10 protein-coding genes are annotated in these 13762 nt (G+C 59.8%); 1 reads left to right on the top strand and 9 read right to left on the bottom strand.

The genetic code is table 11. The features are described from left to right. Positions 1 to 88 precede the first annotated feature (88 nt). A complete protein-coding gene (locus HMPREF2749_RS00970; protein ID WP_070593066.1) occupies positions 89 to 874 on the bottom strand; it encodes a hypothetical protein in 786 nt (261 codons plus the stop codon). 93 nt (positions 875 to 967) lie between these two features. Here HMPREF2749_RS00970 and HMPREF2749_RS00965 point away from each other — a divergent pair, with 93 nt between their 5' ends. Then, the gene (locus HMPREF2749_RS00965; protein ID WP_070593064.1) at positions 968 to 1987 is read left to right on the top strand and encodes an HhH-GPD family protein; all 1020 of its coding nucleotides are present in this window, start codon (positions 968 to 970) and stop codon (positions 1985 to 1987) included. A gap of 137 nt (positions 1988 to 2124) precedes the next feature. Here the strand turns inward: HMPREF2749_RS00965 and HMPREF2749_RS00960 are convergent, their stop codons facing one another. From HMPREF2749_RS00960 to HMPREF2749_RS00925, 8 genes are all read right to left on the bottom strand, one after another. Next, on the bottom strand, positions 2125 to 4692 hold the full coding sequence (locus HMPREF2749_RS00960; RefSeq protein WP_070593062.1) for an ATP-dependent Clp protease ATP-binding subunit: 2568 nt from the start codon (positions 4690 to 4692) through the stop codon (positions 2125 to 2127). 1117 nt (positions 4693 to 5809) lie between these two features. Then, a complete protein-coding gene (locus tag HMPREF2749_RS00955; RefSeq protein WP_012902780.1) occupies positions 5810 to 6163 on the bottom strand; it encodes a histone-like nucleoid-structuring protein Lsr2 in 354 nt (117 codons plus the stop codon). Positions 6164 to 6876: 713 nt separating this feature from the next. Next, positions 6877 to 8460, bottom strand: coding sequence for a lysine--tRNA ligase (gene lysS, locus HMPREF2749_RS00950; RefSeq protein ID WP_083301072.1), 1584 nt, complete (start codon positions 8458 to 8460; stop codon positions 6877 to 6879). A 52-nt stretch (positions 8461 to 8512) separates the two neighbouring features. Continuing rightward, positions 8513 to 9460: a pantoate--beta-alanine ligase gene (gene panC / locus HMPREF2749_RS00945; RefSeq protein ID WP_049349896.1), complete on the bottom strand. Its 948-nt coding sequence runs from the start codon at positions 9458 to 9460 to the stop codon at positions 8513 to 8515. Further along, a complete protein-coding gene (locus HMPREF2749_RS00940; RefSeq protein ID WP_012902776.1) occupies positions 9457 to 10419 on the bottom strand; it encodes a Rossmann-like and DUF2520 domain-containing protein in 963 nt (320 codons plus the stop codon). Before HMPREF2749_RS00940 ends, panC begins: the two co-directional genes overlap by 4 nt. Positions 10420 to 10547: 128 nt before the next feature. Then, the gene (locus HMPREF2749_RS00935; protein WP_070593058.1) at positions 10548 to 12386 is read right to left on the bottom strand and encodes a PH domain-containing protein; all 1839 of its coding nucleotides are present in this window, start codon (positions 12384 to 12386) and stop codon (positions 10548 to 10550) included. Continuing rightward, positions 12386 to 13219 carry a PH domain-containing protein gene (locus HMPREF2749_RS00930; protein WP_049352733.1) on the bottom strand — a complete coding sequence of 278 codons (834 nt, stop codon included), beginning with the start codon at positions 13217 to 13219 and terminating at the stop codon, positions 12386 to 12388. The genes HMPREF2749_RS00935 and HMPREF2749_RS00930 overlap by 1 nt, the downstream gene beginning before the upstream one ends. Continuing rightward, complete coding sequence (locus HMPREF2749_RS00925) at positions 13206 to 13724, bottom strand: DUF3180 domain-containing protein (protein ID WP_012902773.1); 519 nt, start codon at positions 13722 to 13724, stop codon at positions 13206 to 13208. The genes HMPREF2749_RS00930 and HMPREF2749_RS00925 overlap by 14 nt, the downstream gene beginning before the upstream one ends. Positions 13725 to 13762 lie beyond the last annotated feature (38 nt).

The raw sequence follows: 13762 nt of genomic DNA, 5'->3' as shown, positions 1-13762 counted from the left end.
TTTTTGTTGTCCAAGAAACGGGAGGCAGTTCATATCCAGCACGGGGGCTTTTGCGTGCCCATTCACGGGCGAAAACTATAGAAGTGAACTACTGAATCACAAAGTTCACCTGAGCCGAAGTCACACCATTCACCGTGGCAGTCGCCCAGTAAGATCCCTTCTGAGCGGTCGAAGCGGAGGAGCAACCCAGCACGTTGATCTTACGGTCCCACGCCAGGTCGGTTGCGCCCTCGGCACCTGCGGCCACCTCAGACTTCTGAACGGCGGTCGCCGCGCACAGGCTGCGGGTGTACACCTGAGCCGCACCGGAGGTGATGTTCAGGTCCACGCCGGTGTTCGCGCCCTCGCCACCCACAGCGCAGGGGGTCTTCGAGGAGTTCGTGTAGGTCACGTGGAAGGACACCTGCTCACCGGCCGCGAAGGTACGCTTCGCGGGGGTGACGGTCACCTTCAGGTCGTTCGCGGTGCACGCCGCAACAGCAGCCGCAGTGGTCACCGAGGGTGCGGGGGTAGTCGGAGTCGGCGCGGGCGTGGTCGGGGTTGCTACGGGGGTAGCGGTGGTCGCGCTTGCAGTGGGTGCCGCAGAAGCGGTCACCGAGGGGGTTGCCGAAGCAGTAGCGCTAGCCGAGGCAGTCGCGCTAGCGGACGGGGTTGCCGAAGCAGTTTCGGAGGGGCGAGCACTGAAGCTCTGGAAGGGTGCACCGGAAGCCGTCGCGGTGGAGGCTACGGTAGCCTCCTTCTTGCCGTTAATCATGCCGACCATGGAGGTCACGCCGGCAACCAGCAGCAGAATAATAGCGAGCAGAGCAATAACCGCCACGATGCGACGGCGGCGGTAGACTTCGGGAGGCAGAACGGGACCATTTTCAGACATACTCTTAAGGATACCGGGTTTAACCCTGAGAATCACAGTGAACTCTGTTCATGCAGTTTTGGGAATATATGCCCTGTGGCGTAGGCTTTTCGGATGACCACAGAAGCATCCACCCCTACTCAGCACCTCCCCGAAGGAACCAATGTTGAAGCGCTTCACCAACGCATTAACCAGTGGTTCCTCGACCAGGCACGCGATTTGCCGTGGCGTCGTGACGAATGCACCCCCTGGGGCGTAATGGTCAGCGAGTTTATGCTGCAGCAGACCCCCGTCAAGCGCGTTCTACCCGTGTGGGAGGAGTGGATGCTCCGCTGGCCCACCCCCGCCGACCTTGCCGCCGAGCCCGCCTCGGAGGCGGTGCGCGCCTGGGGCCGCCTGGGTTACCCGCGCCGCGCGCAGCGTCTGCACGGTGCCGCTGTGGCGATTGTGGAGCAGCACGGCGGAGAGGTTCCCGCCGACTACGAGGCGCTACTGGCTCTGCCGGGCGTGGGCTCCTACACGGCGGCGGCGATTAGCGTGTTCGCATTCGGTCTACGCGCGACGGTGATTGATACGAATATCCGCCGCGTGCACGCGCGCGCGGTATCCGGTAAGGCGCTACCCTCGCGTTCGTTGACGGCGGCTGAGACTCGCCTGGCGGAGGCGCTCATGCCCGCCGATACCCCCACCTCCTGCCTGTGGAATGCGGCGACCATGGAGCTCGGTGCGCTGGTCTGCACGGCAAAGTCCCCGACCTGCGAACTGTGCCCGGTGGAGGATCTGTGCGCCTGGGTTGCGGCGGGCAAGCCGGAGGCGGACTACACCCCCAAGGGTCAGAGCTGGCACGGCACGGACCGCCAGGTGCGCGGGGCGGTCATGGCGGTGTTGCGTGCGGCGCATGAGCCGGTGGAACGCGAGCTGATTTTGAGCGCGGGTGTAGCTGCGGCTAGCGATACGGCTTCCCCTGACTTTGCGTTCCCGGCTGATGCACCCGCCGCGGTGCACCGCCCACTCAAGGCGCTGTATGCGCTCTCCCCCGCCGCCGAGCAGCTGCAGCGCTGCTACGCAGGGCTTCTGGCGGACTCTCTGGCACGCGAAGTCGCCCAGGGTGGTGCAGTGCTCGTCTCGCTCTAGTACCTGCCGCAGAAAGGCTCCTGGCGGCTCCTGGGGCTTATAATAGAAACGCCTGAGGGGCGGTACCGGATAATTTCGGTACCGCCCCTCAGGCGTTTAGTGCGCTAAGCCTAGTTACCTAGGACTTATTCCAGAGCTTAGTCATTGCCCTGACCTTCAGCAGCAGGTGCCTCAGCTGCGGGAGCCTCTGCGGCATCCTCGTTCAGCTCCTGCACCGAGTCCAGAGCCAGCTCCTTCATCGGCTGAGAAGAGAAGACGAACTTCGCGGAGTCGCCCTCGCCCTCAACGTCCACGGTGATCTTCTCACCGGGCTTGATGTCGCCGAAGAGGATCTTCTCAGACAGGGCGTCCTCAATGTTGCGCTGCATCTCACGGCGCAGCGGACGAGCACCCATGGACGGGTCGTAACCCTTAGCCGCCATGAGGACCTTCGCAGCGTTGGTCAGCTCAATGGACATATCCTGCTCCGCCAGGCGCTTAGCCAGGCGACCCACGAACAGGTCCACAATCTGCAGAATCTCAGACTCGGAGAGCTGCGGGAAGACGATAATGTCATCCACGCGGTTGAGGAACTCGGGGCGGAAGTGCTCCTTGAGGTTCTCCATCACGCGTGCCTGCATGCGCTCGTAGTCGGCTGCGGTGTCGTCCATCGCCTGGAAACCGACCGGGATGCGGCGGTTCACGTCACGCGAGCCCAGGTTGGTGGTCATGATGATGACGGTGTTCTTGAAGTCCACCACGCGACCCTGCGAGTCGGTCAGGCGACCGTCTTCCAGGATCTGCAGCAGCGAGTTGAACAGGTCGGCGTGAGCCTTCTCCACCTCGTCGAACAGGACCACGGAGAAGGGCTTGCGGCGGACCTTCTCGGTCAGCTGGCCGCCCTCATCGTAGCCAACGTAGCCGGGAGGCGCACCGAACAGACGGGAGACGGTGTGCTTCTCCTGGTACTCGGACATATCCAGGGTGATGAGCGAATCCTCATCGCCGAACAGGAACTCGGCAAGTGCCTTGGCAAGCTCGGTCTTACCCACACCGGTCGGGCCGGCGAAGATGAACGAACCACCGGGGCGGCGCGGGTCCTTCAGACCTGCGCGGGTACGGCGGATAGCGCGGGACAGTGCCGCAATAGCGTGCTCCTGGCCGATAACGCGCTTGTGGAGCTCCTGCTCCATGGTCAGCAGGCGGCTGGACTCTTCCTCGGTGATCTTGTAGACCGGAACACCGGTGGAAGCGGCCAGAACCTCAGAAATAACCTCGGGGGTCACGGTGCCGAATGCGTCGCCGCCTTCGCGCCATGCCTTCTCGGCTTCTTCCTTCTCAGCCAGGACCTTCTGCTCCTGATCACGCAGGCCTGCGGCCTTCTCGTAATCCTGGGAGTTGATGGCGTCTTCCTTCTGCTGGCGCAACTTGGCTGCCTTCTCGTCGAGCAGCTTGATTTCCGGGGGTGCGGTCATGCGCTTGATGCGCAGACGTGCGCCCGCCTCGTCAATCAGGTCGACAGCCTTATCCGGCAGGAAGCGGTCAGAGATGTAGCGTGCCGCAAGGTTCACGGCAGTCTCAATGGCCTCGTCGGTAATGGTGACGCGGTGGTGCGCCTCGTACTTATCGCGCACACCCTTGAGGATTTGCACGGCAAGCTCCTGAGAGGGCTCCTCAACCTGAATCGGCTGGAAGCGGCGCTCCAGAGCGGCGTCCTTCTCAATGTGCTTGCGGTATTCGTCCAGGGTGGTTGCACCGATGGTCTGCAGTTCGCCTCGAGCCAGCATGGGCTTGAGGATGGAGGCAGCGTCAATCGCGCCCTCTGCGGCACCTGCACCAACGAGGGTGTGAATCTCGTCAATGAACAGGATGATGTCGCCGCGGGAGCGGATTTCCTTCAGGACCTTCTTCAGGCGCTCTTCGAAGTCACCGCGGTAGCGCGAACCTGCGACCAGGGAGCCGAGGTCCAGGGTGTACAGGTGCTTGTCCTTGAGGGTTTCGGGAACGTCACCGTGCACGATAGCCTGTGCCAGGCCCTCCACGACGGCGGTCTTACCGACGCCGGGCTCACCAATCAGCACGGGGTTGTTCTTAGTACGGCGGGAGAGGACCTGCATGACGCGTTCCATCTCCTTGTGGCGGCCGATGACCGGGTCCAGCTCGCCCTCACGCGCTGCTGCGGTGAGGTTGCGGCCGAACTGATCCAGGATGGTCGAACCCGCGGGAGTGCCTTCGCGAGAGTTACCTGCACCCACGCCGGCGGTTTCCTTATCGCCAGAGTTGTTACCGGGGTAGCCGGAAATCAGGTCCATAACAGCCTGGCGCACGGCAGCGGGCTCAGCGCCCAGCTTGACCAGCACCTGGTTTGCCACGCCCTCGTTTGCACGAACCATGCCCAGCAGGATGTGTTCGGTGCCGATGTAGCCGTGGTTCAGCTGAATAGCCTCGCGCATGGACAGTTCGAGAACCTTCTTCGCACGCGGGGTGAAGGGGATATGGCCGTTAGGCGCCTGGGGGCCGGGGCCGACGATGTCCTGAACCTGCTCACGTACTGCGTTCAGGGTAACGCCCAATGATTCCAGGGCGCGGGCACCGATGCCTTCGCCCTCGTGAATCAGACCGAGCAGAAGGTGTTCGGTACCGATATAGTTGTGGTTGAGCATGCGTGCCTCTTCCTGGGCAAGCACCACAACACGCCGAGCTCGATCGGTAAAGCGTTCAAACATTTACGCACTCCTTGCATTTTCCTATTGATACAAGAGTACGTTGAGCGCGGCTGAAAGGGCGGGCTGATGGGCGTCTGTTCGCCATCAAGAGAACAGATGAGCTGTTCGGGGCGTTTTAGGCGCGGTTTCGGGGCTTCTGGCGGGGTGCAGGGGTAGTTTTGAGGGGTCTAGCTCACGCAGGTGAGCCTACCTGAAGGTGGATGGGTGCCGCCAGGTCGGTGCTAGCTGTTTTTGTCGGTGCTGACTGCTTCTCCCGAGGCCAGCTGTTTTTGCCGGGGCTAGCTACTTTTGCCGGTCCTAGCTGCTTTTCCCGGGGTTGGCTGCTTTTCCCGGGGTTTCCTGTGCAGAGTGTGCGCATATTGCCGTCGGATGTACCGCGGACAGGTGCTACAAGTGGGTTCCGAGGGTCTACGGTGCCGATACGAGGGTTTGCGGGAGGGGCGAACACACAAGAACCCACATAGACCAACACCTAAACCGCTTGTTTCCTGCACGTGCATGAATATATTGCAGAAATTTTTAAAAATTTATATGTTTAAGTGAGAAATTTCAATAATTCGCAAAAAATATTTGCCGGATAACGCGGCGCTTATTTTCCGGATAATTCCCGCATCATTTCGGCGCCCCATCAAGAGATAATCCGTAAGTTCTGAAAGCCCCACCGAAGATGCAGGGCTCCCAATTATTCGAAAATTTCAGTCAGTACATTCCAGCCCCTTCGATGGAATACCCAACGCAACGATCGCATGAATATCACAGTGCATATCCCCCGCTTTGAAGAGATTAATGCAACATTACCTTTAGTGTTCCTGCCAATGCATGAAACCTAAATGGGGAACCCGCACTCGACACCAGATTGCGCATCCGATTCCCCACTCTTCCTCCTAATAATTCAGAAGCGGGCATCAGCAAAGGATCAATATATTTTACATGTAAATAGTTAATTGGGGTGGGTGATATAAAAACACCCCACCACCCCCAGCAGATATGCAACTCATATCAAGAAATACCGGGGCAAAACTAAAGGCGGACAGTGAGAACACCATCCGCCTTTAGCGCCCGGAGGATTAGAACCCTAAAGCACTAAACCCTCCGACAACGTGAATACTGAGAGCCTTTAGCCCTGAGCCTTCATTGCTTCGTAGTATGCGTCCTGAACATCCTGGTGGATGCGGCCACGGTCAGAAACCTTGTGGCCGTTAGCCTTAGCCCACTCGCGAATTGCTGCGGTCTCGGGGTTGCGCTTAACCGGAGCAGCGGTACCACGGGGGGCACGGGTGCGCTGGGTAGCGGTGCCCTGCACGCGGCGGGACTTCGCTACGAAGGGGCGGATAGCGTCACGCAGGCGAGCTGCGTTTGCGGAGGACAAATCGATTTCGTAGTGAGCGCCGTCCAGACCAAAACGGATAGTTTCGTCTGCGGGGCCGCCATCGAGATCGTCTTCAAGGATGATGCGAACCTTCTGTGCCATTGAGGCACCTCCTCATCTGTTGCATATATCCTGTGGAGTAAACTCAAAAGCCTCTATCGGGATTGAGAAAATAGTGTGCCGGATATATTTATGTACTAATTTTCTTTCATATAGTATCAGAAATATATTAAAGATTCCGAAAATATTCTGAGCTTTGAAACAATACGCCAATCATCCGCAGCGATATATCGCTTCTGTGCATCCCCGTTAAATCTGCACTCGCTACAAGAACATTAAAGTGAAGTTTAGAGTGCAAATACTTTGGATTCTTCCAGGAATCAGACACAGCCCCAAGAGACAATGACACCTAATAATGCGCCCCGGCGTCCCCGACAATCTGAGTGAAATATAGCACCCGTACAAGACTGCACATTAGACCATTCGCACCGTACATTTCAGTTCTATCCAAAAGCGAAATTCTTCCACCTCCCATCCCCTCATTATTTTCTATGTAACGCATTCATGTATAAGAGCAGAAACCCCCGCCAGAGTGAATAGAACAGCATAAATCAGCGCCAGAATGGAGCAAAAAAGCACCGAAAATGCCCCCGACCTGTGCAAATACCAACTCAAGTCCACCTCAGAAGCTATACACCGTGCAAAAGAGTGCGCAGAAAACGGCGGGTACCGCAGATACAACCGTATCCGCGGCACCCGCCGCACTAACACCCCTAAAGGCAAAGTTAAAGAAACCCTAGAGGTGAAGCTAAAACTTAGGCTTCCGGCTTCATCAAGGGGAAGAGAATAGTCTCACGAATACCGGGCTGACGCACCACAGTACCCGGACGCTCCGGATCCTGATCGCCCGCCAGCAACATAATCAGACGGTCAATGCCCAGACCCAGGCCACCCATCGGGGGTGCACCGTGCTCCAGGGCGCGCAGGAAGTCCTCATCCAGCTCCATCGCCTCATCGTCACCGGCAGCAGCCAGCAGCGACTGAGCGGTCAGGCGCTCACGCTGAATGACCGGGTCAATCAGCTCAGAGAACGCGGTACCGCGCTCCATACCGCCAATAATCAGGTCCCACGCCTCAATCAGGGGCTCACCGGAACGGTGCGGACGAGCCAGCGGCTGAGCGCTCGGCGGGTAATCATACACGAAGGTCGGGTTCACCAGGGTCGGCTCAACAATCTCACCGAACAGCTCGGTCACCAGCTTCTCAGCGTCCCACTTCGGGTCGATATCAACCTCGTGCTTCTCAGCAATCTCACGCAGAACGGAAGCGTCAGTCTCAGGGGTGATCTCAACGCCCACAGCCTCAGACAGGCCCGGGTACACGCCAACCCACTTCCACTCACCGAACAGGTCGATGGTGCCGTTCTCAGTCTCAATACGCTCGGTACCGACAGCCTTCGCGCAGGACTGGATAATCTCCTTCATGCGCTCAGCCATCACAAACTGGTCAGCGTAGGTCTCGTAGCACTCCAGGGTGGTGAACTCGGGGCTGTGGGTCGAGTCCACACCCTCGTTACGGAACACGCGGCCAATCTCGTACACGCGCTCAATACCGCCCACCACTGCACGCTTGAGCGGTAGCTCGGTCGCAATACGCATCGTCATCGGCTGATCAAAAGCGTTCAGGTGGGTGCGGAACGGGCGAGCAGTCGCGCCACCGTGCACCAGCTGCAGAACGGGGGTCTCAACCTCAATGTAGCCGTGATCCTCCAGCACGCGGCGGACGGTGCGGGTAATCAGGGCGCGCTTCTTCACCAGCTCGCGAGCCTCCTCGCGAACCATCAGGTCCAGGTAACGCTGGCGAACGCGGGTTTCCTCGTTCAGGTCCTTGTGCAGAACCGGCATGGGGCGCAGCGCCTTCGACGCCATCTTCCAGTCGGTCACCATAATGGACAGCTCGCCACGGCGAGAAACAATCACGCGGCCGGTCACGAACACGTGGTCGCCCAGGTCAACCAGGGACTTCCACTCAGACAGGGACTCCTCGCCCACCTCAGCCAGCGACAGCATCGCCTGGATACGCTTACCCTCGGTACCACCCTGCAGGGTCGCAAAGCACAGCTTACCGGTGTTACGGACGAACACCACGCGGCCACCCACGTGCACCACACGGTCAGTCTCGTCGCCAGCCTTCAGCTCCTCAGCAGCCAGCTTCGGATCGTACTCGGCGCGCAGACCCTCAATGTGGTTGGGCTCCACGCGGTTACCCTCAGAATCCAGCAGACCCACCGGGTATGCCTCGCGACCCGACTCGATCAGCTTCGCACGCTTCTCCAGGCGAATCTGCATCTGCTCGGACATATCAGCAATCGCCGGTGCGGCAGTGTGCTCAGTGCTCACAGTGATACCTATCTGTGTAGTGTGTTGGGGACTCTTCTAAACGAACGAACGCTTAGCGCAGGTCCATGTTGTCAATCAGGCGGGTCGGGCCAACGAACGCAGCAACCAGTGCCAGCACTCGCTCCGACTCCTCAGTCGGCTCACCGAAAGTCATCGGGTCGACCAGTTCCAGGTAGTCAAGGCGCACACCCGGAGTGGAGTTGATACGCTCACGCGCACCGTCCAAATCAATCTCGTGGAAGCCACGGTTCAGCGAATTCTCACGCAGCATCGCCAGGGTGCGGGACAGCACCAGGGCAGACTCGCGCTCCTCATCCGACAGGTAGCTATTACGCGAAGACAGCGCCAGGCCGTTATCGTCGCGAACAATCGACACAGGACGCATAGTCACGTCATGATTGAAATCGCGCACCATACGCTGAATCAGGATGTACTGCTGAGCGTCCTTCTGACCGAAGTACGCATTCACCGGGTGGTTACCGGCTGCGGGGCGAATAATGTTGAAGAACTTATTGACCACGGTCAGCACGCCATCAAAGTGGCCCGGACGGGTCGCACCTTCAAACTTGGTGCCCAACTCGCCGCTCGAAATGCGGATGAGCGGGTCACCATCGGGATACATTTCCTCCACAGAAGGTGCGAAGATGATGCTCACGCCGGCGGCACCAGCCAGGGCAGCGTCTGCCTCCAGGGTGCGCGGGTATGCTTCGTAATCCTCGCCGGGGCCAAACTGCAGCGGGTTCACAAAAATGGAGGCGACCACTACATCATTCTGTTCAGTGGCGCGACGCAACAGGGTTGCGTGGCCGTCGTGCAGGGCGCCCATGGTGGGCACGTAGCCCAGGGATGCGTTCGTGTACTGAACTGCGGTGCCGTTCTGCTCCGCCTCCTGGCGGGCTGTCCGGTCCAGTTCTTCCTGCGCTGCGGCAAGGGATTCGGTGATTGCCGTGCGGAAATCCGCAATGGTGGTCACGACTCGGGGCATCGAAGTCTCAGTCATGACGAGAACTCCTTGTTTTCGGGGGCTGAATCATCAATATCGCCGGGGTGGTTGCGGTCCGAAGACTCACCCAGCAGATTCTCAATTCGTCCCAGTTGTTCATCGTTTAACAAACCTCTATTATGCGCTCTTTTTGCGGTTGCGTGTGCCAGAGCGGCATAAGAGTCTGTAATATCACCTGTTTTCTCATGCTCTGAGTACTCATTCAGAGCCTGAAGGTGAGCCTTCACGGTGCCTGCGTCTCCGCGTGCCACGGGCCCGGTGAGAGCACCCTCACCGCTGGCGAGCGCATTGTCCACGGCGGCTCGCACGAGCGGCCCCATGTAGCGTGCCGGGTCCTCAATACCGATAGAGGCGAGCATCTGCTGGGACTGACCCAGGATGGTCACGAGGTGGTTCGCGGCGTGCGCTAAAGCTGCATGGTAGAGCGCTCGGTCAGCCTCGGCAACGTGCACGGGTTCGCCGCCCATCTCCACCACGAGTGCCTGAGCAATCGGGATGAACGGTGCAGGCCCGGTCACGGCGAAGCAGGTGCCGTTCAGACGCTGCAGGTCCACGGACATGCCGGTAAACGTCATGGCGGGGTGAATCGCCAAACCGATAGCGCCCAGCGCGGTCGCCGGTGCGAGAACCTCGGTGCCGTGACGGCCGGAGGTGTGCACCAGAATCTGACCGGCGGTAATACTTCCCGAGGACGCCAGGTAGGTGACAAGACCCGGCAGCTCATCATCGGGAACCGCAAGAATCAGCAATTCGCTACGCTCAGCAATCTGCTCCACCGGTAGCAGCGGCACATCGGGAAGCAGCATCGCGGCGCGCTCCTGAGAAGCCTCAGACACCGCGTGAACACCCACAATAGTGTGCTCGCAGGCGCGCAAAGCCGCACCGAGGACGGATCCGACCCTCCCGGCGGAAATAATTCCAATGCCCAAACGCGCAGGTTTTGAATGCTGTATCACGGCTTTAAGTATATTCTCCCTTTCACGCCGACCCTGCCGCCGGTGTCACGAAGAACACTGACGGCAGGGCGCGACCTGTAGTTTTGCTGCCCGCTTAGCTGGCTGGTTAGCTTAGCTAGCGGGCTGGCTTAGGGGCGTCCGCTCAGTACCGGCTCAGGTACGCGGTAGTAGGGTTCAATACCCTCCAACCGAACCGTCATCAACCACACCAAATCCTCGCAGATACGCGGCGGCAAGTGCATCATGAGCGTGCGCACCGGGCCGGGCACCGTACCGAAATGCACGCTCGCGCATCCGAAGGCACGCTGCAGCGGGCCCTGACCTCGGCTCACGCTCAGCACACGGCTGACCGGAACAATCGACAGCGTGCGGATAAAGTAGCCGCCACGAATCAGCAGCAGGTCGCCCCGCGTATGCTCACCAACGCTCGAACGTGCCGCATCAGAATCAATGCGGGTGCTCGCCTGCACCGAACCGGCAGTGTAACCGACCGTGGTCACGCCGTTACGCTTCCAGGTGAGCAGGTCCATCCAGCGCGCCGAAGAGGGCGTCACAATCATTGCCGGAACCTGCGGCTTCTGACTCTTCAGCGAACCGTCGGCGGTATCCAGCAGCACCTGCGCCTGCGCCTCATCCAGGGCGGGCAACAGCAGACGCAACACCATCAGCGTTTCCTGCTTGTTGCCGACCGGCAGGGCAACGTTGCGGGTCACCAGCTTCTGGTTGTCGTTCTTCTCAATACCAATACCGGCAATGGTCATCTTGATGCGGTACCAGCCGAACGCACGCCACAGGATGGACTGCTCCACAGCGAGTGCCTGAATACGCTCAACCATCACGTTCTGCGTGTGCGTGCCGGTGAAACCGTAGCGCAGGGTCACGCCGCCCTGACCGCTGGGGGTGATTTTGAAGTTCGCAGCACCGTCAAAACGTGTCCAGAGGGCAACCACATAACCGACCATGGGCGCGAACATACCGGGCAGCATCGCCATGAAAATGAAGAACGGGTTCTCACCGCTCACCACCGCAGCCAAGACGGCTGCACCCAGCATGAGGCACACGACGGGCACCAGCCACACCAGGTGCTCCAGCATGATGGAGGCAATCAGACGCACATTCGAGATGCGGAAAATCGGCGGCTGCGAGGGGTCAGCCGCGACCGGCATCGGCATGCGAGCGCCGCGGCGGGATGCGCCGGGGTACTGAGTACCGGGCTGCTGGGGTGTGGGCTGCAAGTAACCGCCCTGCTGAGGTTCTACCTGCTGATTAGCGGGCTGGGTACCGCCCTGCACGGGTGCGCCATAAGAGGCTTCGTAGGACGCCTCGAACGGCTGATGCAGCTGATCGGCAGCCGGCATGCGCTCCGCCGAAATCTGCATACTGCCGGGCAGCACATCGACCGGGCGGCCAGCCGCCTCCGAACGTAGCAGGTTAATACTCGCCATCGCGGTGCGGCGCAGAACCTCCGCCTTACGGGCTGAAACGTACTTGATGTGTAGCGCCTCCGAAGAGCCGTCAGCCACCTCAAAACGCAGCTCCGACAGGCCCAGCAGGCGCGCCACCAGAGGACGCGAAATGTCCACGCTCTGCACGCTCTCCAGACGGATCGTGCGGTTCTTCTTGAACAGAAAACCGCTACGGCGGTGAATCGCCAAATCGTCCAGGCTGTAGCGGGTAAACCACCAGTCAATCGAGCCAGCAACCAGAATCAGCATGAGCACGGCGAAGCCGATAAGCTGCGAATACGTTGCACTGAAGTAGCTACTGTTCTCATCGAATGCCTGCGTCAGGCGCGCGCCCCACTCGTTCGGCGGGGTGGTCAAAATATTCAGGATGATGCTCTGGAAGAAGCCGAACGCCAGCAGAATAATGAACCAGAGGTTCATGATGAACGTGCGGATATCGGCACGCCACCACTTCTGCTCCTGAGAGTTCGGGGCGTTATTATTCGGAACCGGGGTACTCATTAAAGTGCCGCCATTCGCTCATCGGCGCGGCGCACCAGATCCGCACGCAGCTCCTCCGCCACGTTCAGCGGAATACCGAACAGCACCATCGTGCCGGTGGTCGTACCCGCGGTGCGCACCGTCAGGCGGGCAACACCGCACATGCGCTCCAGTGGACCCGAATCCACATCAACATACTGGATGCGGCCGTACGGCATGGAGCTCATCGAACGGAACACGATACCGCGGCGAGCCATCAGGTGATTCGACTCCAGCGCGTAGCCAAGCGCGCGAGTACGGCGCGGCGTGGTCAGAATCCACCACAGACCCCACAGACCAAACACCGCGACCACCACCAGGCCGACGATGCGTAGCACCTCCGGGCCGCCAAAGAACGCACCCGCACAATACAAAGCCGCACCCGCAAGAATCGGGAACACCAAAGCAGAAATAGTGTGAACAAAACGAACCGTCAGGTAGCCGGAGGCGGCGGGCACCCACTGCGGCTCCGGCACGGGCTGCGAGGTAACCGGCTGGGGGCTTACCGGCTGCGCAGGCTGAGAAGGTGCCTGCTGAGGCGCGTTCGGGTACGCGGCAGCCGGCGGAACCTGCTGACCGTACTGTGCTTGCTGTCCATACTGCGCCTGCTGGTCATGCTGGGTTTGCTGTCCATGCTGGGCACCAGGCTGACCGTAAGCCGCCTGCTGGTACTGCCCATACTGGTTCTGCCCGTACTGACCCTGCTGACCGGGCTGACCGGGCTGACTCTGCCCATACTGACCGTATTGGCCGTTCTGAGCGTCCTGCCCGTACCGACCATTTGGCGAATAACTATTCTGGTTAGGAGCCGACATAGGTTCCTCCCTCTCGCGGCTTTACAGCACCGGAAGAGGAGGCCGCATCCTCATCATCCTCCGGCGGAATACGACAACAATGCTGAGCCCATAGCCCAGCAATCAGCAGGGCAACACTGCCCACACAATTAACAAGGACCTCCCAAAAGACCACCGAAAAACCGCGCACAGACACCATCGCCACATGGTAACCAAGAATCGCAGCGCACCAGCCCGTCAAGAGGGCACCGGTCATGATGGAACCCTGCGCATACGCCACCGCACGCGCCGCAAGAATCGGGCCCATATGCGGCACCTTCTCACGCGTCTGAATACGACGATAACGAGCCACCTGCACACCCAGCCACACGGCACCCGCCGCAACCAGCAGGCACACCGCGCCGAGCATCCACGAAAAATTCATCTCACCAAAACCGGCGCCAATCATCACGGAATTCACCATAAGAGCGGCAGCGGCACCGCACACAGCCGCCACAATAATCGCCCGATAACTCAGGGGCTTCATGGTGTTTCCTTTCGGTAGGTTCCTCTACCTTCCAGAGT

It is taken from the genome of Rothia sp. HMSC075F09, assembly GCF_001810515.1.
Taxonomy (GTDB): Bacteria; Actinomycetota; Actinomycetes; order Actinomycetales; family Micrococcaceae; genus Rothia.
Note: the sequence above shows the minus strand (reverse complement) of the source record. Positions and strands in the feature narration are given on the sequence as shown.

Excerpts from the sequence above, each read along its gene's own strand:
- HMPREF2749_RS00925 (WP_012902773.1), bottom strand. The coding sequence starts at position 13,724 with ATGAAGCCCCTGAGTTATCGGGCGATTATTGTGGCGGCTGTGTGCGGT.
- HMPREF2749_RS00955 (WP_012902780.1), bottom strand. The coding sequence starts at position 6,163 with ATGGCACAGAAGGTTCGCATCATCCTTGAAGACGATCTCGATGGCGGC.
- HMPREF2749_RS00970 (WP_070593066.1), bottom strand. The coding sequence starts at position 874 with ATGTCTGAAAATGGTCCCGTTCTGCCTCCCGAAGTCTACCGCCGCCGT.
- HMPREF2749_RS00935 (WP_070593058.1), bottom strand. The coding sequence starts at position 12,386 with ATGAGTACCCCGGTTCCGAATAATAACGCCCCGAACTCTCAGGAGCAG.
- HMPREF2749_RS00965 (WP_070593064.1), top strand. The coding sequence starts at position 968 with ATGACCACAGAAGCATCCACCCCTACTCAGCACCTCCCCGAAGGAACC.
- panC (WP_049349896.1), bottom strand. The coding sequence starts at position 9,460 with ATGACTGAGACTTCGATGCCCCGAGTCGTGACCACCATTGCGGATTTC.
- HMPREF2749_RS00960 (WP_070593062.1), bottom strand. The coding sequence starts at position 4,692 with ATGTTTGAACGCTTTACCGATCGAGCTCGGCGTGTTGTGGTGCTTGCC.
- HMPREF2749_RS00930 (WP_049352733.1), bottom strand. The coding sequence starts at position 13,219 with ATGTCGGCTCCTAACCAGAATAGTTATTCGCCAAATGGTCGGTACGGG.